The sequence below is a fragment of the Kitasatospora sp. NPDC052868 genome, from assembly GCF_044547105.1.
Classification (GTDB): Bacteria; Actinomycetota; Actinomycetes; order Streptomycetales; family Streptomycetaceae; genus Kitasatospora.
Window position 1 is genome coordinate 1 of the sequence record NZ_JBITZW010000024.1, and the last position, 21,166, is coordinate 21,166.

General features: G+C 73.2%; 19 protein-coding genes and 1 riboswitch. Of the genes, 9 read left to right on the top strand and 10 right to left on the bottom strand.

The annotated features are described in order from the left end of the window. Positions 1-89 precede the first annotated feature (89 nt). The gene (locus ACIGZJ_RS29675) at positions 90-281 is read right to left on the bottom strand and encodes a DUF5999 family protein (protein WP_392940395.1); all 192 of its coding nucleotides are present in this window, start codon (positions 279-281) and stop codon (positions 90-92) included. Positions 282-673: 392 nt separating this feature from the next. After that, a complete protein-coding gene (locus tag ACIGZJ_RS29680; protein ID WP_392940393.1) occupies positions 674-1,246 on the bottom strand; it encodes a hypothetical protein in 573 nt (190 codons plus the stop codon). Positions 1,247-1,613: 367 nt separating this feature from the next. Between ACIGZJ_RS29680 and ACIGZJ_RS29685 the strand changes: the two genes are divergently transcribed. Both ACIGZJ_RS29685 and ACIGZJ_RS29690 read left to right on the top strand, forming a co-directional pair. Continuing rightward, the gene (locus tag ACIGZJ_RS29685) at positions 1,614-3,119 is read left to right on the top strand and encodes a glutamate--cysteine ligase (protein WP_396460133.1); all 1,506 of its coding nucleotides are present in this window, start codon (positions 1,614-1,616) and stop codon (positions 3,117-3,119) included. Between the two features lie 161 nt (positions 3,120-3,280). Then, complete coding sequence (locus ACIGZJ_RS29690; protein ID WP_396460134.1) at positions 3,281-4,069, top strand: CPBP family intramembrane glutamic endopeptidase; 789 nt, start codon at positions 3,281-3,283, stop codon at positions 4,067-4,069. 122 nt (positions 4,070-4,191) lie between these two features. On the opposite strand, the gene ACIGZJ_RS29695 is transcribed toward ACIGZJ_RS29690, so the two are convergent. From ACIGZJ_RS29695 to ACIGZJ_RS29715, 5 genes are all read right to left on the bottom strand, one after another. Further along, on the bottom strand, positions 4,192-5,469 hold the full coding sequence (locus ACIGZJ_RS29695; protein ID WP_396460135.1) for an MFS transporter: 1,278 nt from the start codon (positions 5,467-5,469) through the stop codon (positions 4,192-4,194). A 70-nt stretch (positions 5,470-5,539) separates the two neighbouring features. Continuing rightward, positions 5,540-6,241, bottom strand: coding sequence for a dienelactone hydrolase family protein (locus ACIGZJ_RS29700; protein WP_396460136.1), 702 nt, complete (start codon positions 6,239-6,241; stop codon positions 5,540-5,542). A 314-nt stretch (positions 6,242-6,555) separates the two neighbouring features. Further along, positions 6,556-7,968 (bottom strand): sugar porter family MFS transporter, encoded by a 1,413-nt coding sequence (locus tag ACIGZJ_RS29705; RefSeq protein WP_396460137.1) that lies wholly within the window; start codon positions 7,966-7,968, stop codon positions 6,556-6,558. Between the two features lie 111 nt (positions 7,969-8,079). After that, a complete protein-coding gene (locus tag ACIGZJ_RS29710; RefSeq protein WP_396460138.1) occupies positions 8,080-8,709 on the bottom strand; it encodes an FMN-binding negative transcriptional regulator in 630 nt (209 codons plus the stop codon). 10 nt (positions 8,710-8,719) lie between these two features. After that, positions 8,720-9,382, bottom strand: coding sequence for a pyridoxamine 5'-phosphate oxidase family protein (locus ACIGZJ_RS29715; RefSeq protein ID WP_396460140.1), 663 nt, complete (start codon positions 9,380-9,382; stop codon positions 8,720-8,722). 34 nt (positions 9,383-9,416) lie between these two features. Between ACIGZJ_RS29715 and ACIGZJ_RS29720 the strand changes: the two genes are divergently transcribed. Together ACIGZJ_RS29720 and ACIGZJ_RS29725 are read left to right on the top strand one after the other, a co-directional pair. Further along, the gene (locus ACIGZJ_RS29720; RefSeq protein WP_396460142.1) at positions 9,417-10,754 is read left to right on the top strand and encodes an aminotransferase class I/II-fold pyridoxal phosphate-dependent enzyme; all 1,338 of its coding nucleotides are present in this window, start codon (positions 9,417-9,419) and stop codon (positions 10,752-10,754) included. A 156-nt stretch (positions 10,755-10,910) separates the two neighbouring features. Next, positions 10,911-12,098, top strand: coding sequence for a GDSL-type esterase/lipase family protein (locus ACIGZJ_RS29725; RefSeq protein WP_396460143.1), 1,188 nt, complete (start codon positions 10,911-10,913; stop codon positions 12,096-12,098). Positions 12,099-12,150: 52 nt separating this feature from the next. On the opposite strand, the gene ACIGZJ_RS29730 is transcribed toward ACIGZJ_RS29725, so the two are convergent. Continuing rightward, a complete protein-coding gene (locus ACIGZJ_RS29730) occupies positions 12,151-13,509 on the bottom strand; it encodes an NAD(P)/FAD-dependent oxidoreductase (protein ID WP_396460144.1) in 1,359 nt (452 codons plus the stop codon). A gap of 198 nt (positions 13,510-13,707) precedes the next feature. Here ACIGZJ_RS29730 and ACIGZJ_RS29735 point away from each other — a divergent pair, with 198 nt between their 5' ends. The 4 genes from ACIGZJ_RS29735 (at position 13,708) to purB (ending at position 17,053) form a co-directional block, all read left to right on the top strand. After that, the gene (locus tag ACIGZJ_RS29735; RefSeq protein WP_396460228.1) at positions 13,708-14,463 is read left to right on the top strand and encodes a HipA family kinase; all 756 of its coding nucleotides are present in this window, start codon (positions 13,708-13,710) and stop codon (positions 14,461-14,463) included. Continuing rightward, a complete protein-coding gene (locus ACIGZJ_RS29740; RefSeq protein ID WP_396460145.1) occupies positions 14,460-14,915 on the top strand; it encodes a DUF3037 domain-containing protein in 456 nt (151 codons plus the stop codon). Before ACIGZJ_RS29735 ends, ACIGZJ_RS29740 begins: the two co-directional genes overlap by 4 nt. 152 nt (positions 14,916-15,067) lie before the next feature. Next, positions 15,068-15,532, top strand: a complete 465-nt coding sequence (locus ACIGZJ_RS29745) for a MarR family winged helix-turn-helix transcriptional regulator (RefSeq protein ID WP_396460146.1) — start codon at positions 15,068-15,070, stop codon at positions 15,530-15,532. A 90-nt stretch (positions 15,533-15,622) separates the two neighbouring features. Further along, on the top strand, positions 15,623-17,053 hold the full coding sequence (gene purB / locus ACIGZJ_RS29750) for an adenylosuccinate lyase (protein WP_396460147.1): 1,431 nt from the start codon (positions 15,623-15,625) through the stop codon (positions 17,051-17,053). 7 nt (positions 17,054-17,060) lie between these two features. Here purB and ACIGZJ_RS29755 read toward each other — a convergent pair whose 3' ends face one another. Next, positions 17,061-18,602: an MFS transporter gene (locus ACIGZJ_RS29755; RefSeq protein ID WP_396460148.1), complete on the bottom strand. Its 1,542-nt coding sequence runs from the start codon at positions 18,600-18,602 to the stop codon at positions 17,061-17,063. A 311-nt stretch (positions 18,603-18,913) separates the two neighbouring features. Further along, positions 18,914-19,073: riboswitch (cyclic di-AMP (ydaO/yuaA leader) on the top strand. A 3-nt stretch (positions 19,074-19,076) separates the two neighbouring features. Here ACIGZJ_RS29755 and ACIGZJ_RS29760 point away from each other — a divergent pair. Continuing rightward, on the top strand, positions 19,077-20,120 hold the full coding sequence (locus ACIGZJ_RS29760) for a peptidoglycan DD-metalloendopeptidase family protein (protein WP_392940363.1): 1,044 nt from the start codon (positions 19,077-19,079) through the stop codon (positions 20,118-20,120). 297 nt (positions 20,121-20,417) lie between these two features. Here the strand turns inward: ACIGZJ_RS29760 and ACIGZJ_RS29765 are convergent, their stop codons facing one another. Continuing rightward, positions 20,418-21,137: a DUF2470 domain-containing protein gene (locus ACIGZJ_RS29765; protein ID WP_396460150.1), complete on the bottom strand. Its 720-nt coding sequence runs from the start codon at positions 21,135-21,137 to the stop codon at positions 20,418-20,420. Positions 21,138-21,166 lie beyond the last annotated feature (29 nt).

Genomic DNA, 21,166 nt, shown 5'->3' on the forward strand with positions numbered 1-21,166 from the left:
GCTACGAGAAGACCGCCACCGTCTTCCGGGCCGGACTCCACATCGCCGGCATCTTCATCTGGTCCGCCCGCTGATCCAAAAGAAAGACTCTAGGCGGCGAAGGCGACGGGGCGGCGCGGGGCGATCACCCGGCCGTCGGGCAGCAGTTCGCCGGTGTCCTCGAAGAGCAGGACGCCGTTGCAGAGCAGGCTCCAGCCCTGCTCCGGGTGGCAGGCCACCGGTACGGACGCCTCTCGGTCCTCGGACTCGGCCGACGGGCACTCAGGACGGTGCTGGCACATACGTACCCTCGCTTCGCTCTGCGATCCTCCCCGTGGTGCGGGTCGCCGCCGGGTGCCCCGTCGCGAGCCGCCGCGGTAGCCGGATCCTGTCCGGACGCAGGCCCAGGTGTGGACCGGCGCTCATGTGGGTAGGACAGGTGGTCCTTCCACGCTGGTTCCCAGTGTCGGCATCTGGAGACGCTCGCGCAGCAATTTGGTGACATGCGCCACAAGCCGCGGGCAGAGATCACCCGTTCAGGTGGCTTGAAGTCGAAACGGACACCGGACGGGCCATGGGGCGGCTGACCCGATGAGGTCATGCCCGATGGCCCGTCCGGGTAGGGCGGGTCGGGTGCGCGCGAAGCTGCGGACGGGGTGGGGTGTGCGCGGAGCTACCGGTGGCGCGGCCGGTCTCAGGAGAAGCCGAGCAGCAGGGGCTTGGCGAGCGGCGCCCGGGTGAGCATCGGCAGCAGGTCGGCGGCCGGGTAGGCGCGGTGCGCGGTGACCCCCAGCGGGGCCGGCGCCAGCGGGATCAGCAGGTCCGCGCCGGGGCCGCCGTCCGGGCTGTGAAGCCACAGGGCCGTCGCGTACTGGCCGGGGAAGGTCAGCAGTCTCGGCTGCTGGCGGGCCCGCGAGGACTGGGCGAGCTGCCAGGCCTGGCGCAGCGCCCGGACGGTGGAGTCCAGGTACGGCCCGGCGGTGAAGTGGGAGAAGGTGTGGCCCTCGGTGCCCTGCACCACCTCCGCCGCGGCGGCCACCTCGGCGCCGTCCTTGATCAGGAAGCGCCAGCCCGTCCGCCGGGCGGCCGAGAGCTCGGGGCGCGGCCCCTCCAGGACGTGGACGGCGAGTGGGTGTGCGGGCAGCAGCGGACCGATCGGATGGCGCAGCGCGGCGGCGGCGGGTTGGCGCAGCGCGGTCTCCGAGTCGAGTGCGGCCAGGACCGCGCGCAGGGCGCTCGGCGGGGGCTGGGGGGTCTGCAGAGTCATGGCGGGGTCGCCTCTCCGTGCGAGATCGGCGTGCGAGTGCGGCATACCGGCGTGGCGCGGTTTGTCTTCGGTGACGGGACCTGGCCGTGTCCGGTTGTGCATGATCGCGGTGCGGGTACGGCCGCTTCCGTCGACGAGGGTTTCGGAGCGGTAGCGGGCCGGCCTGAGCGCAGTGCGAATTCTACTCGAACAGGTGCGCAGGGTGACCTGTTTATCACAGGCGGTGGCGCCGGGCAAGTCGGCAGATGAGCTGAAAGACCATCAGTTTCCTTGCATTGCAAGCCGTTCGAAGCAATCGGGTATCGATCTTCGGGGTGGGCATGATGCTTGCACGGTCGGTCGGCCGGGCGGTCAGGAGGAGGGGACCATGGGCGAGAAGGTCGTGGCGACACGGGCGGACCTGTCGGACCGACAGCTGTACCGGCGCAAGCTGCAGTCCTGTCTCGACGCATTGGAGCGGATGCTGCGCGAGGAGCGTTTCGACCGGCCGAGGGCTGTGATGGGCCTGGAGATCGAGCTCAACCTGGCCGACGAGCAGGGCCTTCCGGTGATGCGCAACGCCCAGGTGCTCAGCGCCATCGGCTCCAGCGACTTCCAGACCGAGCTGGGCCAGTTCAACATCGAGGTCAACATCACCCCGCACCGGCTCTGCGGCCATGTGCTGGAGGAGCTGCGCGAGGAGATCGACACCGGGCTGCGCTACGCCGACCGCCAGGCGGCCGCGGCCGGGGCGCGGATCGTGATGGTCGGCATCCTGCCGACCCTGGAGCACGACCACACCGGGCTCGACTCGATGTCCCACAACCAGCGGTACAGCCTGCTCAGCGACCAGATCCTGGCGGCCCGCGGCGAGGACATCACGCTGGACATCGAGGGCGTCGAGCACCTCCAGCTGGAGTCGATCACCATGGTGGCCGAGGCCGCCGCGACCTCGCTGCAGCTGCACCTCCAGGTGACCCCCGAGCGGTTCTCCTCGGTGTGGAACGCGGCCCAGGCGATCTGCGGTCCGCAGCTCGCGCTCGGGGCCAACTCGCCCTTCCTGTTCGGCCGGGAGCTGTGGCGGGAGACCAGGCCGGTGCTGTTCCAACAGGCCTGCGACACCCGTTCGGCGGAGCTCAAAGCGCAGGGCGTGCGCCCGATCACCTGGTTCGGCGAGCGCTGGGTGGACTCCGCCTACGACCTGTTCGAGGAGAACCTGCGGTACTTCCCGGCGTTGCTGCCGATCTGTGACGACGAGGACCCGGTCAAGGTGCTCGCCTCCGGCGGAACCCCGAGGCTGGCCGAGATGCGGCTGCACAACGGCACCATCTACCGGTGGAACCGCCCGGTGTACGACGTCAGCGGCGGGGTGCCGCACCTGCGGGTGGAGAACCGGGCGCTGCCGGCCGGGCCGACCGTGGCCGACACGCTCGCCAACGCCGCCTTCTACTACGGGCTGGTCCGGGTGCTCGCCGAGCAGTCGAAGCCGATCTGGACCAGGCTGCCGTTCGAACGGGCCGAGGAGAACTTCCAGCAGGCCGCCCGGTACGGCATGGACGCCGTCTTCCAGTGGCCGCGGTCCGGCCGGGCCGGGCGCGGGGGCGGGACGGCCACCGTCTCGGCCGTCGACCTGGTGCTGAACGAGCTGCTGCCGATGGCCTACCAGGGCCTGGACGAGTGGGGCGTCGAGCCCGCCGACCGGGACCGCTACCTCGGCATCATCGAGCAGCGCTGCCTGCGCCGGGTCAACGGCGCCTCCTGGCAGAGCGCCACCTTCCACCGGCTGCGCGAGCAGTTCGGGATGGACCGGTCGGCCGCGCTGGCCGCGATGACCCGGCGGTACATCGAGTACATGCGGGCCGGGGAGCCGGTGCACACCTGGCCCGTGGGGTAGGGCGGCGGCCCGGCCCGGCCCGGCTTACCTCACCGGCCACCCGCACCGGCGCGGCGGGTGGCGACCGGTGGGCTCATCCGACCGGGCGCCCTCCTGTGGAAGGATGATCGCTCCGGCGGTCGGCCGACGGCCGGAGCGACGCCCGCCCGCTGGAGCAGCCCGTGACCACCGCCTCGACCGAACCGGGGACCGCTCAGCCCACCCGCCGGCTGCTCGGCGCGGAACTGCTGATCGTCCTCGGCCTCTCGCTCGGGGCCAGCGGCATCGGCGCGCTGATCAGCTTCGCCGGCTCGCTCACCGAACCGCTCAAGCTCGGCCAGCAGGTCGCCACCCTGAACGGCTCCCGGGCCCCCGGTCGGCCGTGGCTGGACCTCGCCTGGCAGCTCTACTACATCGGGCGCGGGCTGATGCCGGTCGCCCTGGTCGGCTACCTGCTGGTCCGCGAAGGCGTCTCGCTGCGCGTGCTGGGCTTCGACCTCGGGCAGAAGCTGCGCGACCTCGGGCGCGGAGCCGGCGTCGCCGCCGCGATCGGGGGCACCGGGCTGGCGCTCTACCTGGCCTCACAGGCGGCCGGCTACAACCTGACGGTGGCGCCCTCCGGGCTGCCCGACGTCTGGTGGCGGATCCCGGTGCTGCTCGCCTCCGCCTGGCAGAACGCCATCCTGGAGGAGGTCGTCGTCCTCGGGTACCTGCTGCGCAGGCTCGGGCAGCTGGGGTGGTCGTGGCCGGCGGCGCTGGTGGCGAGCTCGGTACTGCGCGGCTCGTACCACCTGTACCAGGGGGTCGGCGGGCTGGTCGGCAACATGGTGATGGGCGTGGTCTTCTGCCTGCTCTACCGGCGGTGGGGGCGGGTGATGCCGCTGGTGGTGGCGCACGCGCTGATCGACACGGTGGCCTTCGTCGGGTACGCGCTGTTGGCCGGGCACGTCAGCTGGCTGCCCACGGGCTGAGCGGCGGCCGGAAGGCCGACGGGCGCGGGGGCCGGGCGAGCAGGCGGTCCACGTGCCGGCGTTCGAGGCCCTGGCCCGGGTCGATCGGCAGCAGGAGGGGGCGCTCGGCGCCGCGCCGGGAGCTATGCGGCAGTCGCGGCGGCGGGTTCGGCGGGTTGTGGCTCGGGGGTGTCGGGGTTGCGTCGGGGGAGGCGGCGGACCTGTGGCTCCAGCAGGACCAGCGCACTCAGCAGCAGGCAGATCACCGCACAGGCCCAGAGCGCACCGGAGAGCCCGAGGGCGGTGGCGGCCGGGCCGGCCAGGGCGGTGCCGACCGGTGCGAGGGAGAGCGAGCCGAGGTGGTCGTAGGCGGCGACCCGGGAGAACATCTCGGCCGGGATCTCCTGCTGGAGGGCGATCATCCAGTTGACGCCGAACACCGTGACGCCGGCTCCGGAGAGGAACATCGCGGCCGCCAGGACCGGCAGCGGCGCCGCCGCGGCCAGTGCCACCGCGGGCAGTCCGAACAGGAAGACGCCGTAGTTGCCGACCAGCAGGATCCGGCGCGGCTGCCAGCGGACCATCAGCACGCCGGTGACCACCAGGCCGACCCCGTAGGCCGACATCGCCAGGCCCCAGTCGCGGGCCCCGCCGAGCCGCTGCTCGGCGACGATCGGCCCGTACACCGCCTCGACCGCGCTGATGCACGCCACCAGGACGGAGAACTGCAGCACGATCACCCAGAGCCAGCGCCGGGAGGCGAACTCCCGCCAGCCCTCGCGCAGATCGCGCAGCATGCCGCCGCCGCCCCCGCTGGCGGGCGCCGCCTCGGCCTCCAGGAAGAACCGCAGCCCGGCGGCGAGCACGAAGCAGGCCGCGTCGACGGCGAGCACCCAGCCGGGGCCGACGACGGCGGTCAGCGCGCCGCCGAGGGCGGCGCCGCCGATCTGGGAGGCGTTCAGCCCCATCCGGAACACCGAGAAGGCCCGCGCGGCGTGCTCCTTGGCCACGTTCTGCATCAGCATGCCCTCGGCGGCGGGGGCGTAGAACGCGTGGCCCGCGCCGCCGGCGGCGGAAAGCAGCAGCAGCTGCCAGAGCTCGGCGTGCCCGCCGAGGACGAGGGCGGCCAGGACGGCCTGGGAGAGCGCGTTGAACAGGTTGGCGGCCACCATCACGTGGTGGCGCGGCAGCCGGTCGGCGAGCGCCCCGCCGACCATCAGCAGCAGCACGGTGGGGACCAGCCGGGCGGCGGTGACATAGCCGACCTCGGCCGTCGAGCCGCCGTTCTCCAGGACGGCGAAGGCGGTGGCGATGGGGGCGCCGGCGTTGCCGAGCCCGCTGATCACGGTGGCCGCGGTCTGGATGCGGTAGTTGCGTCCGGCCCAGGCGAATCGGCTGCGGGGTGGGGGTTGGCTGCGCACCTGGTGACTATGCCGGGGGAGCTGACAGCTGTCCAGCGGATTTACGGTCCTGACGCGGCGGCACGGGGGTTCAGCCGAGGTGGCCCCAGAGGAAGCTGAGGGTGCGGCGCCAGGCGATCTTGGCCTGTAGCGGGTCGTAGCCGCCGAGCAGGTTCTCGTCGTTCATGAAGGCGTGCCCGGCCGGGTAGAAGTGGATCTCGGGGCGGACGTCGGTGGCCTCGCCGATCCGGATCGCGGCCTCGTCCACGGCCTCCATCGGGATCGAGCGGTCGTGCTCGCCGTAGTGGCCGAGGACGTGTGCGGTCAGGCCCCGGTAGTCGAAGCCGGGGTCGGGCGGCAGCCCGTAGAACGGGACCACGGCGGCCACCCGGTCGCCCTCCTGGGCGGCGAGCAGCAGGGCGAAGCCGCCGCCCATGCAGAACCCGACCACGCCGACCGCGTCCCCGACCACGCCGTCCAGGCCGAGCAGGTGGTCGACGGCGCCGCGCAGGTCCACCACCGCCCGTTCGACCGGCAGCTCCCGCTTCAGCCGGGCCGCCTCGGCGGGGTCGTGGGTGGTGGCGCCGCCGAACAGGTCGGGGGCGAGGACGGTGAAGCCCTCGGCGGCGAAGCGGTCCGCCATGGCGGCGACGTGCGAGGTGAGCCCCCACCACTCCTGGACCAGCAGCAGGCCGGGACCGACGCCCTGCGGCGGGCGGGCGAGGTAGCCGTGGGCCTCGCGCCCGTTGCCGGGGAAGGTGACGTTCTGTCGGGAGCCGCCCTGGTCCGGCATGGCTTCCTCTCGGTGGGACGGGCCGCGCACGGCGGCGTGGACGGCTGCGACGCCGGGAGGCCGGAACGGCCGGGGAGTGCCGGCAGAGCCCCGCCTGGTCCGACGCGGCTCCGCGAACTCGCCCTAGGGCCTCTCTTATGGATCATGCCGGGCGCACGACGCCGGAGCACGCACCTCGCTGCGTTGTCGTCGGTTGCCGATGGCCCCCAGCCTTCGGCCGGGAGGTGCCCCCACCGCATGGACGCCCTCCTCCGCCTTGCGATGCACGCACTCCAACGCCGCGCGCTGATCCGACCTGATCCATAAGAGAGGCCCTATCCCATCTCCTCCAGGGCGCGGCCCTTGGTCTCCTTGATACAGAAGGCCACGAACGGGATGGAGAGCAGCGCGAAAACGGCGTAGATGACGTAGGTGGCCGACAGGTTCCAGTCGGCGAGGTCGGGGAAGCTGACGGTGATCGCCCAGTTGGCGATCCACTGGGCGGAGGCGGCGACGGACAGGGCGAGGGCCCGGATCCGGTTGGGGAACATCTCGCCGAGCAGGACCCAGACCACCACGCCCCAGGAGAAGGCGAAGCAGAACACGAACACGTGCGCCGCGACCAGGGCCACCGTGGCGTAGGTGTCGTCGAGGGTGGCGCTGTCGCCGGTGCCCTGCCGGAACGAGAAGGCCCAGGCGGCGGTGCCGAGGGCCAGGGCCATGCCGGCCGAGCCGGCCAGCGCGAGCGGCTTGCGGCCGATCCGGTCGACCAGCGCCATCGCGATCACCGTGCCGATCACGTTGACGATCGAGGTGGAGAGGCTGATCAGCAGCGAGTTGGCCTCGTTGATGCCGACGGACTGCCAGAGGAAGGAGGAGTAGTAGAAGATCACGTTGATGCCGACGAACTGCTGGAACACCGAGGCCCCGATGCCCACCCAGACGATCGGCAGCAGGCCGAACCGCCCGCCCAGCAGGTCCTTCAGCCGGGGTTTGTGGGTGGACTCCAGCACCGCCCGGATCTCGGCCACCCGGGCGTCCAGGTCGACGCCCTCGCCCTCCACCTCCAGCAGCACCTTGCGGGCCTGCTCCTCGCGCCGGTCGGCGATCAGATAGCGCGGGGACTCCGGGATGGCCAGCGCCATCAACCCGTACACCAGTGCCGGGATGGTCTCCACGCCGAGCATCCACTGCCAGGCCTGGATGCCGCCCAGGTGGCCGGTGGACTCGCCGCCGGCCGCCTGGTTGAGCGCCCAGTTGGCGAGCTGGGAGACGGTGATGCCGAGCACGATCGCCATCTGCTGGAAGGAGGCCAGCCGGCCCCGGTAGGCGGTGGGCGCGACCTCGGCGATGTAGGTGGGCGCGATCACCGAGGCGATGCCGATCGCGACGCCACCCACCACCCGCCAGGTGGCGAGCAGTTGGATGGTCGGCGGGAACATCGAGCCGATGCCGCTGATCGCGAACAGGGTGGCGGCGAGCAGCATGGTGCGGACCCGGCCGAGGTGGTCGGCGAGCCGACCGGCGGCGACCGCGCCGCCCGCCGAGCCGAGCAGCGCGATCGCGACCACGAAGGCCGTCTCGCCGTTTCCCACCTCGAAGTGCTTCTGGATGCCCGTCACCGCACCGTTGATCACCGCGCTGTCGTAGCCGAACAGGAACCCGCCCATCGCGGCCGCGGCGGAGATGAACACGACGTGCCCCAGGTGGGCCTCGCCGGCGGCCTGATGGCTCGGGACTGTCGACACACGCGCTCCCCGGGGTGGACGGGCCCGCCGGCACGGCCGAGTGGGCAGGGTTCGTCTCACATTCGATCAGCGCTCCGGGCGGTTCGCCCGGTGGCCCCGCCGTTCGGGGGATCAGCGCCCTTGTGTGCGGCGCGCGTTGCGGCGCAGCAGCTGGGTGCGGGCGCCGGCGTCGAGGCCGTGGTCACGCTCGGCGAGGCGGTCGGCGATGGCCTGCTGGTCGGCGGCGGGCTTCTTGTCGTCGTACTTGAACTTGGCGCGGACCTCGCGGACCGTCAGCCGCAGTCCGCGCAGGCCGGGGAGCAGCTTGCCGAACGGGCCGGTGCCCGGGGTGACCCGGGTGTCCGGGGTCTCGGGCTGGAAGTGGGCGAGCTGCCGGTTGAGGATCTCGGCCTTCTCGGCCGCGCCGTCGACGATCTCGGCCGTGCAGGAGAACTGGACGGAGGTGTAGTAGCTGGTGGGGGTGCCGGGCTCGCCGCGCCAGTGGCCGGGCGCGAACACGTAGTCGTCCGTCACCGCGAGGGTGACCTCGGGGTCGGCGCGGACGGCGGCGAACAGCGGGTTCGGCGCGGCCAGGTGGAGCAGGATCTCGCCCTGCTCGGCGTCCAGCAGGAAGTGGGTGGGGACGAGGACCGGGCCCCGCCCGGGCAGGCCGTTGGCGGCGAGCAGGCCGAAGTCGCGGCCCTGCGCCAGCCAGGCGCGCCACTCGGCCTCGTCCCCGCGGTCCCAGGAGCGGATCAGCATCGGGCGGCCCTCAGCCGGTGAGGTCGCGCAGGTGCGCGGGGAGCGGCACGGTGGTGGACGGGTGCGGCTCGGGGGCGCCGTACCGGGTGGCGACCGGCACCACGCCGGCCCAGTGCGGCAGGTCGAGGTCGGCCTCGTCGTCGTCGGCGCCGTCGGACCGGGTCTTGGCGGACACCTCGTCCAGCTCCAGGCGGATGACGGCGGTGGCGGCGAGCTCCTTGGCGTTGGCCGGGCGGACCTCGGCCGAGCGGCCGGGGACGGCGTGGTCCACCAGCGCGTCCAGGGCGACGGTCAGCTCCTCGGGGTCGGTGACCTGGTGGGCGGTGCCGTGCGCCACCACCGAGCGGAAGTTGACGGAGTGGTTGAACGCCGACTTGGTCAGCACCAGGCCGTCGACCAGGGTGACGGTGACGCAGACCGGCATGCCCTGCTCGCCGGAGGCCGCGCGCAGCGGGCGGCTGCCGGTGGAGCCGTGGATGTACAGGCGGCTGCCGACCCGGGCGTAGATGGTCGGCAGGACGACGGGCGCGCCGTCGGCTATGAAGCCCAGGTGGCACACCCAGGAGCTGTCGAGGACGGCGTGGATCGCCTCCTGCTCCCAGGTGGCGCGGTCCTTGTAGCGGGTCGGGGTGGTGCGAGCGGTGCGAGCGTAGGCCGGGGTGCCGCCAGACATGACAACCTCTATGTACTAGTGCATAATCTGTTTTGTGCTAGGAGACTATCCGATCAAGGGGCGGCGCGCCAGCGATATCGCGGCCGACGTCGAGCAGGGCGTCAGCAGCGGACGGCTCGCGCCCGGCACCCCGCTGCCACCGCTGCGCGACCTCGCCGCCGAGCTCGGCGTGAACCCCAACACCGTCGCCGCGGCCTACCGGCTGCTGCGCGACCGGGGCGTGATCGAGACGGCCGGCCGCAAGGGCAGCCGGATCCGGCCCCGGCCCGCGCACACCCCCCGCGACCAGATCCGCCTGCCCGTGCCCCCGCACGCCCGCGACCTCTCCGACGGCAACCCCGACCCGGCGCTGCTGCCCGACCTCACCCCGGCCCTCGCCGCGGCCGCCGACGCCGCCCGGCGCGACCCGGTCCTCTACGGCCGGCCGGCCGCCGACCCCGGGCTGCTCGCCCTCGCCCGCGCGGCCTTCCGCGCCGACGGGCTGCCGGACGGGCCGGTCGCCATCGCCTCCGGCTCACTCGACACGATCGAGCGGATCCTGGCCGCCCGGCTGCGCCCCGGCGACGCCGTCGCGGTCGAGGACCCGGGCTGGGGCAGTCTGCTGGACCTGCTGCCGGCGAAGGGGCTGAGGCCGGCCCCCGTCCGGCTGGACGACGAAGGTCCGCTGCCCGAGGCCCTCGACGGGGCGCTGGCCGGCGGGGCGCGGGCGGTGGTCGTCACCAGCCGGGCGCAGAACCCGACCGGGGCCGCGCTCACCCCGGGCCGGGCGGCCGCGCTGCGCGAGGTGCTGGCCCGCTACCCCGAGGTGCTGCTGATCGAGGACGACCACGGGTACGGCATCGTCGACCAGGCGTACCACCCGCTGGTCGGGGCCGCCTCGGAGCGGTGGGCGGTGGTGCGCTCGGCCGCCAAGGCCTACGGGCCGGACCTGCGGCTCTCGGTCGCGGTCGGGGACGCCGACACCATGGGTCGGGTGCTGGGCGGCCAGCGGCTCGGCGCGGGCTGGGTCAGCCACCTGCTCCAGCAGACCGTGGCCGAGCTGTGGCGCACCGACGCGGCGCCGCCCGCCCGGGTGGCGGCCGCCTACCGGGAGCGCCGGGACGCGCTGCTCGCGGAGCTGGCCGCGCGCGGCATCGAGGCGCACGGCGCCAGCGGGCTGAACGTCTGGCTGTCCGTCCCGGACGAGACCACCGCGCTGGCCGCCCTGGTGCAGCGCGGTTGGGTGGCGGCGCCGGGCGCCCGCTACCGGCTGGACGCCCCGGCGGGGATGCGGATCACCACGGCCCGGCTCGACCCGGCCGACGCACGACGGCTGGCCGACGATCTTGCGGCCGTGCTGGGAACTTCCGGGGCCGGGACGCGACTGATCTGAACCGACCGGTAACACAGCGAGAAACCTGGTGCAGATACCTAGCGGTAACAAGCGCGGGCATGTCATCTTCATCGCGCCACCGGCCGGCGGCCTACCCTCACCGACGCGTCTCCCCGCCCCCACAGCGCGGGCGAGACCGACCGCAGGAGTTCCGCCGTGCCCGAAAACAGTTCGAGCATCATCAGCAGGACCACCCGCTTCAGACGGCGCCTGTTCGCCGCGCTTCTGGCACTTCCGCTCGGAGCCGCCGGCCTGGTCGCCGGCACCGCGGCGCCGGCCAGTGCCGCCGGCACCGGCCCGACCGCCAGCGTCTCGCTCGGGGACAGCTACATCTCCGGTGAGGCCGGCCGCTGGAAGGGCAACTCCGTTGCCACCAGCGGCAGCCGGGCCGGCACCGACCGGGCCTGGACCGGCAGTGCGTACGACCCGAGCCGGGTCTACGGCGGCACGTACACGAGCGGGTGCGACCGCTCGGACGTCGCCGAGGTGCGCAGTGCGCCGACCGTGGCGCAGACCCAGATCAACCTGGCCTGCTCCGGCGCCGTCGCCGCCAACGTCTTCCGGGCCTCCAACGGCGGCAAGTCGTTCAAGGGCGAGGCCCCGCAGGCCGACCAGCTGGCGGCCGTCGCCGCGCAGAACAACGTCAAGCTGATCACGCTGTCCATCGGCGGCAACGACCTCGGCTTCGCGGACGTGATCCAGGCCTGTGTCACGGACTACCTGGTCTGGTACTCGTACTGCCACGACGACCAGCAGGACGCCGTCGAGGCCAAGCTGCCCGGTGCGATGGCCGGTGTCGGCAAGGCGATCGACGAGATCCGGGCGGTGATGTCCACCGCGGGCTACGCGTCCGGCGACTACCGGATCGTGCTGCAGTCCTACCCGTCGCCGATCCCGCGCAGCGCCGAGATGCGCTACCCGGAGAGCGGCTGGAGCCGGGCCGACACCGGCGGCTGTCCGTTCTGGAACGACGACGCGGACTGGGCGCGCGACACCCTGGTGCCGCGGATCTCCGGCGCCCTGGCGGGCGTCGCGGCCTCGAAGGGCGTGCAGTTCCTGGATCTCGGCGACATGCTCCAGGGGCGCGAGGTCTGCTCCAAGGCCACCCGGCAGGCCGGCTCGACCAGCGCGCCGTCCGCCACCACCAGCGAGTGGGCGCGGTTCGTCGACGCCGGGCTGAGCGCCTCGCAGGGCACCGTCCAGGAGTCGATGCACCCCAACTACTACGGCCAGCAGGCCCTCGGGCGCTGCCTGACCCTGCTGTACGCGAAGCCGGGCGGCAACTACTCCTGCCGCAACACGGCGGGCCAGGACGCCAACGGGATGTACCTGTCCGCGAAGTAGCGGACACGCCGGTGCCCCCCGCCCTTGGGCGGGGGGCACCGGCGCCGGCGGATCAGCCCTTGGCGAGCAGTGCCTGGGCGTGCGCGCGGACCTGATCCTTCGTCAGATAGGCGTCGGTGTACTCGAAGTCGCGCAGTCGGGCGGGCTGGCGGGCGAGGAACCCGGTCCGGACGAAGTCGTCCCCGGCGGCGGCGTTCAGCAGCCAGTTGGCGCCGACCCGGAACTTGGCGACGTTGGTGCGCATCGCCATCAGGTGGTAGCCGCGGGCCACCACCTGGGCCGGTACGCCCTTGAGCTCCACGCCGATCGGCTTGGACACCGCGTCCTTGCCGCCGAGGTCGACCACCAGGCCCAAGTCCCTGTGGTAGTAGGGCTCCAGGGGCTGGTTGCGGAGCGCGGCGATCACGTTGTGCGCCACCGCGCGGCCCTGGCGGGCGGAGTGCTGGGCGGTCGGCGGGCAGACCGCGCCGTCGCCCTTGGCGAGGTCCGGTACCGCGGCCGCGTCGCCGAGCGCGAACACGCCCTCGAACTGCGGGACCCGCATCTCCGCCGTCACCGCGATCCGGCCGCGCACCGTCTCCGCGTCCAGCGTGCCGATCAGCGGGCTGGCGGCCACGCCGGCCGTCCAGATCAGCGTCCGGCAGGGCAGCACCCGGCCGTCGGTGAACTTGACCGACTCGGCGCCCACTTCGGCCACCGAGACGCCGAGCGAGACCTCGATGCCGCGCTCGCGCAGCACCTCCAGCGCGGTCTGGCCGAGCGAGTCGCCCAGTTCGGGCATCAGCTTCGGGGCGATGTCGATCAGGTGCCACTTGATCTGCCGGGCGTCCAGCCGCGGGTAGCGCTTGGCGGCCGCGGTGGTCAGCCGCTGCAGACAGGCCGCCGTCTCGGTGCCCGCGTAGCCGCCGCCGACCACCACGAACTGCAGCCGGGACTCCCGCTCGTGCTGGTCCAGGGTGGCGGAGGCCAGGTCGAGTTGGGCGATCACATGGTCGCGGACGTAGGTCGCCTCGGCGAGCGTCTTCATGCCGCGCGCGTAGTCCGTCAGACCCGGGATGTCGAAGGTGCGGGTCACGCTGCCGGGGGCCAGGACGAGGTAGTCGTACTTCTGCGCCACCACCTCGTCGGTGATCTTGCGGACCACGCAGACCTTGGAGCGCGGGTCGACGCCGATCGCACCGCCCGGCACGATGTGCGTGCGGCGCAGCGTGCGGCGCAGCGAGACCGCCACCGACTGCGGGGTCAGCACCCCGGCCGCCACGTGTGGCAGCAGCGGCAGGTAGAGCTGGTAGCTGAACGGCGTGACCAGCGAGATCTCCGCCTCCGAGGGCGTGAGCTTGCGTTCGAGCCGGCGAGCGCACTCCAGTCCGGCGAAGCCGCCGCCCACGATCAGGATCCGAGGTCGTTCCATCGTTCATCCCTTACAGTGCAGGTCGTACCGTGCAGGGTCCGAGGTCACTATCTGCGCGACTACTGCCCGCCACACTCGCACGGAGCAGCAGGCGCTGCCACCGGGGCGGCGCGGATGGCGCACGGCGGTGCGGACACCGGGCCCCGGGAGGCGGTGGGGCGCACCCGCCTCGTGCATATGCCCGATAGGCTGTCGGGCGTGCTCCCCGAGGTGACGGCGGTCCGCTATGTGACGCCACTGCGAGAAGGCGGCTCGATGCCGGGCCTGGTCGAGGCCGACGACCGGCGGCTGTACGCGCTGAAATGGGTCGGCGCGGCGCAGGGCCGCAAGGCACTGGTCGCGGAGGTGCTGGCCGGTGAGATCGGCCGCAGGCTCGGCCTGCCGGTGCCCGAACTCGTCACCGTCGACCTGGATCCGGTGCTCGCCCGCAGCGAGCCGGACCAGCAGGTCCAGGGCCAGATGCGGGCCAGTGGCGGCCTCAACCTGGGCATGGCCTTCGTCAGCGGCGCGCTCAACTTCGACCCGCTCTGCTTCGAGGTGGACTCCGGTCTGGCCGGGCAGGTGCTCTGGTTCGACGCGCTGATCGGGAACGTCGACCGCTCCTGGCGCAATCCCAACCTGCTGGTGGCCACCGGCGGGCTGCGGCTGATCGACCACGGCGCCAGCCTGATCTTCCATCACCACTGGGCCGGTGCGGCCGCCTGGACCCGCCGCCCGTACGACGCCTCCGACCACGCCCTGCTGCGGGCCGAACCGGACCTGGTGGCGGCGGACAAGGAGCTCGCCCCGCTCGCGGAGGCGGCCGTCGAGCAGGCCGTGGCGCTGATCCCCGACGTGTGGCTGGCGGACGAGCCCGGGTTCGACTCGCCCGAGGCGGTGCGCGCCGCGTACCGCGCCCAGTTGACCGAGCGACTGGCCGGTCCGCGTGACTGGCTGCCGGAGGTGCCCGCATGACCGAGCCCGTCGAGGCCGTGCACGAGGCCGGGCAGGCCGTTCAGGCCGGGTTCTCCGGCGGGTCGGCCGCCGTCGAGCTGCACGACTACGAGTACGCGGTGATCCGGGCGGTGCCCAGGGTCGAGCGCGGCGAGTGCGTCAACGTCGGCGTGCTGCTGTACTGCCGCCAGCACGGGCACCTGGCCGCCCGGACGCACCTGGACCAGGGGCGGCTGCTGGCGCTGGACCCGGTGGCGGACGTCGCCGGGGTGCGGCGGGCGCTGCACGGGATCGAGGCGGTCTGCGTCGGCGGGCCGCAGGCCGGTCCGGCGGCGGCCGACAGCCCGGGGCAGCGGTTCCGGTGGCTGACGGCGCCGCGCAGTGCGATCGTCCAGCCCGGGCCGGTGCACACCGGGCTGACCGCGGACCCGGAGGCGGAGCTGCGGCGGCTCTTCGACCAGCTGGTGCTCTGATCCCGCCGGGCGCGAGGGGGCGGCCCCTGCGCCGCTCGGCGCGGGCCGGGGGCCCGGTGGTGTGGGGCTGTGCGGGACCGACCGGTTGGTGATCGGACATTTGCCGTGGTCAAAGCTTGAGTTGCTGAAGGACTCGGCCGTACGCTTGCCCCATGGGTTCGACAGCGACGACGACCGTACCGACCAACGCCGAGTTGATGGAGGCGCTGGCCGCCGTCGGCGCCGCCTACTTCCAGGACTTCGCGGCGGCCGCGGCCCGGCACGGGCTCTCCTCCTCGCAGGCCAAGGCGCTGGGCGCGGTGCAGGAGCCGGTGCCGATGCGCGCGCTGGCCGGGCGGCTCGGCTGTGACGCCTCCAACGTGACGGGGATCGTCGACCGGCTGGAGTCGCTGCGGCTGGCCAACCGGGAGGCGGCGGCGGGCGACCGCCGGGTCAAGATCGTGGTGATCACCGAGCAGGGCCGGGAGATCCTGGGGCTGATCCGCGGCGAGATGGGCCGGACACACCAGGCCTTCGAGGCGATGAGCGACGAGCAGCGGGTGGCGCTGCACTCGATCTGCACGCAGGTGCTGCCGGTGCTGAGCGGCCGGATGCCGGCCGCGGCGCCGACGGCCTAGCCCGGGCGTCGGCCCGCGGGCGGGGGCTTGAAGCCGGGCGCGGTCATCCGCTGCCGTTCCGGCTGACCTCGGCTGTTAGGCTTGCGAAGCGTGAGCGCGAAGCCCCTGATCCCCAATGTCCTGGCCTCCCGGTACGCCTCGGCGACCCTGGCCCAGCTGTGGTCCCCCGAGCACAAGGTGGTCCTGGAGCGCCACCTGTGGCTCGCCGTCCTGAAGGCCCAGCAGGACCTCGGTGTCGAGGTGCCCGCCACCGCCGTCGCCGACTACGAGCGGGTCCTCGACCAGGTCGACCTCGACTCGATCGCAGCCCGTGAGCGGATCACCCGCCACGACGTGAAGGCCCGGATCGAGGAGTTCAGCGACCTCGCCGGCCACGAGCAGATCCACAAGGGCATGACGTCCCGGGACCTCACCGAGAACGTCGAGCAGCTGCAGATCCGCCAGTCCCTGGAGCACGTGCGCGACCGCACGGTCGCCGTGCTGGTGCGCCTGGGCCGGCTCTCCGCCCAGCACGCCGAGCTGGTCATGGCCGGCCGCTCGCACAACGTGGCCGCCCAGGCCACCACCCTCGGCAAGCGTTTCGCGACCGTCGCCGACGAGCTGCTGGTCGCGTTCAACCGCCTCGAGGAGCTGATCGCCCGCTACCCGCTGCGCGGGATCAAGGGCCCGGTCGGCACCGCCCAGGACATGCTGGACCTGCTCGGCGGCGACACCGACAAGCTCGCCGAGCTGGAGCGCCGGGTGGCCGGCCACCTGGGCTTCGACAACGTGCTCACCAGCGTCGGCCAGGTCTACCCGCGCTCGCTGGACTTCGAGGTGCTCACCGCACTCGTCCAGCTCTCCGCCGCGCCCTCCAGCCTGGCCAAGACCATCCGGCTGATGGCCGGCCACGAGCTGGTCACCGAGGGTTTCAAGGAGGGCCAGGTCGGCTCCTCCGCGATGCCGCACAAGATGAACACCCGCTCCTGCGAGCGCGTCAACGGCCTGGCCGTCATCCTGCGGGGCTACGCCTCGATGACCGCCGAGCTCGGCGGCGACCAGTGGAACGAGGGCGACGTCTCCTGCTCGGTGGTCCGCCGGGTCGCGCTGCCGGACGCGTTCTTCGCGTTCGACGGCCTGCTGGAGACCTTCCTGACCGTCCTCGACGAGTTCGGTGCCTTCCCCGCCGTGATCGAGGCCGAGCTGGACCGCTACCTGCCGTTCCTCGCCACCACCAAGGTGCTGATGGGCGCGGTGCGGGCGGGCGTCGGCCGGGAGACCGGGCACGAGGTCATCAAGGAGCACGCCGTCGCCTCCGCGCTGGCGATGCGGGCCGGTGCGCGGGAGAACGAGCTGCTGGACCGGCTCGCCGCCGACGAGCGGATCCCGCTGGACCGGGCCGCGCTGGACGCGCTGCTCGCCGACCGGCTGTCCTTCACCGGTGCGGCCGGCGCCCAGGTCGCCGAGGTGGTCCGCCGGATCGAGGCCGTCGCGGCCGCGTACCCCGAGGCCGCCAAGTACGCCCCGGGTGACATTCTCTGACGAGTCGTCAGCCTGTTGAAGGCCCCGTCGCCGATCCGGTGGCGGGGCCTTCGCCGTGCCGCGTCGCGAGGTGGCCGGGGTCCAGCGGCGGGCCGTTGGTGCCGCAGGTCCACTGGCAGTCCGGCTCGGCCACCGGGTGGTCCTCGGCGGCCAGCACGTTGCCCCGGACGGAGGTGAAGGCCACCACCGCGCCGGCGACCAGCAGTCCGGCGCAGATCAGCATCGCGGTGTGGAAGGCCGAGTCCACCGAGGCGGGCACCTGGTAGGCGTCGCCGCTCAGGCCGGCCAGCGCCGGCAGGGCGGCGACCGCGAGCAGGCCGGCCGCGCGGGCGGCGGCGTTGTTGACCCCGCTGGCGATGCCCGCGTGGCGGACCTCCACCGCGGCCAGCACGGTGGCGGTCAGCGGTGCCACCAGCAGCACCATCCCGCAGCCCATCACGGTGACGGCGGGCAGGACGTCCGCCCAGTAGGAGGCGTCCGGCCCGATCCGCAGCATCATCAGCACGCCGGCCGCGCAGAGCAGCGGGCCGAGGGTGAGCGGCAGTCGCGGTCCGATCCGCTTGCCCAGCCGGCCGGCGCGGGCGGACAGCGCCAGCATCAGCACGGTGATCGGCACCAGGGCCAGCCCGGAGACCAGGGGGGAGAACCCCGAGACGATCTGCAGCTGCACGACCAGCAGGAAGAAGACGCCGCTGAAGGCCGCGTACACGCAGAGGGTGACCAGGTTGACGGCGGTGAACAGCCGGGAGGAGAAGAGGCCGAGCGGCAGCATCGGCTCCGCGGTGCGGCGCTCCACGGTGACGAAGGCCGCGCCGAGGGCGAGGCCGGCCGCGCCGGTCACCCAGACCCCGGGGGAGAGGCCGCCGCCCGCCGCCGTCAGCGCATAGGTGATCGCGCCGAGGGCGAGCGCGGCGAGTGCGGCGCCGAGCACGTCGAACCGCCCGGTGGCGCTCTCGTCCCGGCTCTCCGGGACGTGCCGGGACGCGACCGCGACCACCAGGACGGCGAGCGGCACGTTCAGCAGGAAGATCCACCGCCAGCCCGGGCCGTCTACCAGCCAGCCGCCGAGGAAGGGCCCGATCGCGGCCGACACCCCGCCGAGGCCGGACCAGAGGCCGACCGCGGCCGAGCGGTCGTCCGGGTGGAAGACGGCCTGAAGCATCGCCAGCGAGCCGGGGGTGAGCAGCGCTCCGCCGACGCCCTGGACGGCCCGGGCCGCGATCAGCACCCCGATGGTGGGCGCGGCGGCGCAGGCCGCGGAGGCGAGCGCGAACCAGACCACGCCGAGCAGGAAGACCCGGCGCCGCCCGTAGCGGTCGCCGAGCGCTCCGCCGAGCAGGATCAGCCCGGCCAGGGTGAGCAGATAGGCGTTGAGGGTCCATTGCAGTGCGGCGAGCGGGGCACCGAGATCGGTGCCGATCCGGGGCAGGGCGACGTTCACCACCGTGCCGTCGAGCATCGCCATGCTGGAGCCGAGCACGGTCGCCAGTAGTACCCAGCGGCCCTGCGCGGTGCCCAGGCGCAGGGTGCCGGCCTCGGAGGTGGCCACGGCCTGATCGTGCGCCCCCGGGGGTCGACGTGACAAGGGTCACCGGCGGTGTGTCGGTGGATGGCTTTCCGTACTTGATCGCATGCGCACCGGTCATGAAATGGACGGAACGTGGTCGAACGATCGCGCACGGTCAATGGATTGTGTGCGCACCGCGTAGCCGATCATTCGGAGCGTCACGGTGCCCCGGGCTTTTGTTGCGGGTTCAAGAGATCGACATTGCTTCACCCGGACGGATGGGTTTTAGTTCAGCGACCGCCCGGCATTAGCCCGGGTGGCCACCGGGTGGAACGCCTAGTCCTGCCGCTGCCCGGTGGTACGAACTGAACTCTGTTCGGCAGGAGCGGGGGACCCAAAGGTAAGTCGCCGGACCGGAATTCACGGTCCGGCTTGGGGTGAAGCCGCATATGCGGCCGGGCAACTCCAGCCCGAACCCGACAGCTCACCTCGCAGGCGTCGGAGAGGAAATACCCCATGCCCGCACAGGCTCGTCGTATCGCCCTGCCCCGCGCCGCCCGCATCGGTATCGCCACTGCCGTCACCGGCGCCGCGTTCGCCCTCCCGCTGGTGACCACCATCAGCGCCCAGGCCCACACCGCCCCTGCCGCCAAGGCCGGGCAGACCAGCACCTGGACCGGCGCCACCAGCGTCGACGCCACCCCGGCCGCGGCTCCGGCCGCCGCCGAGCAGGCCGCCCCGGCTGCGGCTCCGGCCGCCGCCCCGGTCGACCAGAGCTACAAGGTCGTCGGCGGGGACACCCTGTCGAAGATCGCCGCCGCCAAGAACGTCGAGGGCGGCTGGCAGGCGCTCTACGACCACAACCGCTCGGTCATCGGCGGCAACCCGAACCTGATCTTCCCCGGTCAGCAGCTCGCGCTTGCCGCCAAGGCCGCTGCCGCTCCGGCCGCCGCCGAGGCCGCCAAGCCGGCCGCCCCCGCCGCGAAGCCGCAGGCCTCGCAGGACTCGGTCAAGCCGGCCGCGAAGCCCGCCGCCCCGAAGCCGGTCCAGGCTGCCAAGCCGGCCCAGGCCCCGGCCACCAAGCCGGCCGCCCCCGCCGCGAAGCCGGCCGCCCCGGCCGCCACCCCGGCCCCGGCCGCCGTCGCCAGCACCTCGGGCTACGTCTCCCCGGTCGCCAACCCGAAGCTCGGCACCGCCTACGGCGTGGCCGGCTCGATGTGGGCCTCCGGCCACCACACCGGCGCCGACTTCGTCGCCTCCACCGGCACCCCGCTGCGCGCCATCGCGGCCGGCACCGTGGTGAAGGCCGGCAACGGCGGCGCCTACGGCAACGAGGTCGAGATCAAGCTCGCCGACGGCAAGTACGCCCAGTACGCGCACCTGTCCTCGATCGGCGTCTCGGTCGGCCAGACCGTGACCGCCGGCCAGCAGATCGGCCTTTCGGGCGCGACCGGCAACGTGACCGGCCCGCACCTGCACTTCGAGATCCGCACCGGCTCGGAGTACGGCTCCGACATCGACCCGATCGCCTACCTGCGCGCCCACGGCGTCAGCATCTGATCGGTCGTCTCCACCGGCCGGTCGGCTGCGACCGGTCGGCTCTGATCGGCCGCTTTCGAGCGGCCCTCGGACCACCGCTGGACGCGGGGCGAACGACCTCCGGGATGGTCATGTCGGGTGACCGCTCGACCGGGGGATCGCCGCACCACCAGCGGCACCACGGGCGCGGGACACGCCCAGGCCGGCCCGGTTCGCGAACCTCCTTCGCGAGCCGGGCCGGCCGCTGTCGTTTCCGGGTGCGCCTTGTGGTGATCCGTCATATCGGTTTGTGCGTGAGATCTTTCGCCCGTCCATCGGCTAGTTCCGGTGGGCGGGCGCCCTGTTGTGGGCGACGGTGAGCAGCTGGTGTACCTGCAGCCCGAAGTCCTCGGTGTCCCTGGCGGGTTCGGGGAAGACCAGGCGGACGTCGCGGTGGCCGTGCGGGTGGTCCAGGCGGAGCACCAGGCCGTACCGGTCGAGGGCGAGCGGGCGGACGTCGGGGCGCTCGGCGAGCAGGTTCGGGTCGAGCAGCCGGGTCAGGACGGCGAGCGCGTCGGGGTGGTCGTCGGCCAGGTGGGTGAGCAGTCCGGCCTCGTGGCGGGCGAGCGGGTCGGGCCCGGCGAGGGCGAGGTCGGCACCGGTGAGCGCGGTGGTGCCGTACGGGGTGGAGAGCACGGCGTGGGCGACGTCCAGGCGCAGGTGGACGCTGAGGCCGTCGTGGGCGAGGTGGACGAGGTGGAGGCGGCCGGCCAGGGAGACCCGGCCGCGCACGCGGTCGCGGACGGCGACCGGGGCGATGTCGGTGAGGTCCAGGACGACGGCGAGCCCCTCCGTGGCGTGGGCGGCGGCGATGGTGAGCGGCGCGTCGAGCGGGGCGCACATCCGCAGTGCGGCGCCGTGCACCGACACGGGGGTGTCGAGCTCGTGGTACTCGCCGCAGGCGCGGACCACCACGGAGGAGGTCGCGGTGAGCAGGCCGCAGACCCGTTCGGCGGCGGTGGGTTCGGGCGCCTCGACGTCGATGGGGCTCTGGCTCATGACGACCTCCAGTCAGTTAGGTGAGCCTA

Coding starts and splice junctions, on each gene's coding strand:
- ACIGZJ_RS29730 (WP_396460144.1), bottom strand. CDS start 13,509: ATGGAACGACCTCGGATCCTGATCGTGGGCGGCGGCTTCGCCGGACTG.
- ACIGZJ_RS29740 (WP_396460145.1), top strand. CDS start 14,460: ATGACCGAGCCCGTCGAGGCCGTGCACGAGGCCGGGCAGGCCGTTCAG.
- ACIGZJ_RS29765 (WP_396460150.1), bottom strand. CDS start 21,137: ATGAGCCAGAGCCCCATCGACGTCGAGGCGCCCGAACCCACCGCCGCC.
- ACIGZJ_RS29685 (WP_396460133.1), top strand. CDS start 1,614: ATGGGCGAGAAGGTCGTGGCGACACGGGCGGACCTGTCGGACCGACAG.
- ACIGZJ_RS29680 (WP_392940393.1), bottom strand. CDS start 1,246: ATGACTCTGCAGACCCCCCAGCCCCCGCCGAGCGCCCTGCGCGCGGTC.
- ACIGZJ_RS29745 (WP_396460146.1), top strand. CDS start 15,068: ATGGGTTCGACAGCGACGACGACCGTACCGACCAACGCCGAGTTGATG.
- ACIGZJ_RS29715 (WP_396460140.1), bottom strand. CDS start 9,382: ATGTCTGGCGGCACCCCGGCCTACGCTCGCACCGCTCGCACCACCCCG.
- ACIGZJ_RS29710 (WP_396460138.1), bottom strand. CDS start 8,709: ATGCTGATCCGCTCCTGGGACCGCGGGGACGAGGCCGAGTGGCGCGCC.
- ACIGZJ_RS29700 (WP_396460136.1), bottom strand. CDS start 6,241: ATGCCGGACCAGGGCGGCTCCCGACAGAACGTCACCTTCCCCGGCAAC.
- ACIGZJ_RS29675 (WP_392940395.1), bottom strand. CDS start 281: ATGTGCCAGCACCGTCCTGAGTGCCCGTCGGCCGAGTCCGAGGACCGA.
- ACIGZJ_RS29760 (WP_392940363.1), top strand. CDS start 19,077: ATGCCCGCACAGGCTCGTCGTATCGCCCTGCCCCGCGCCGCCCGCATC.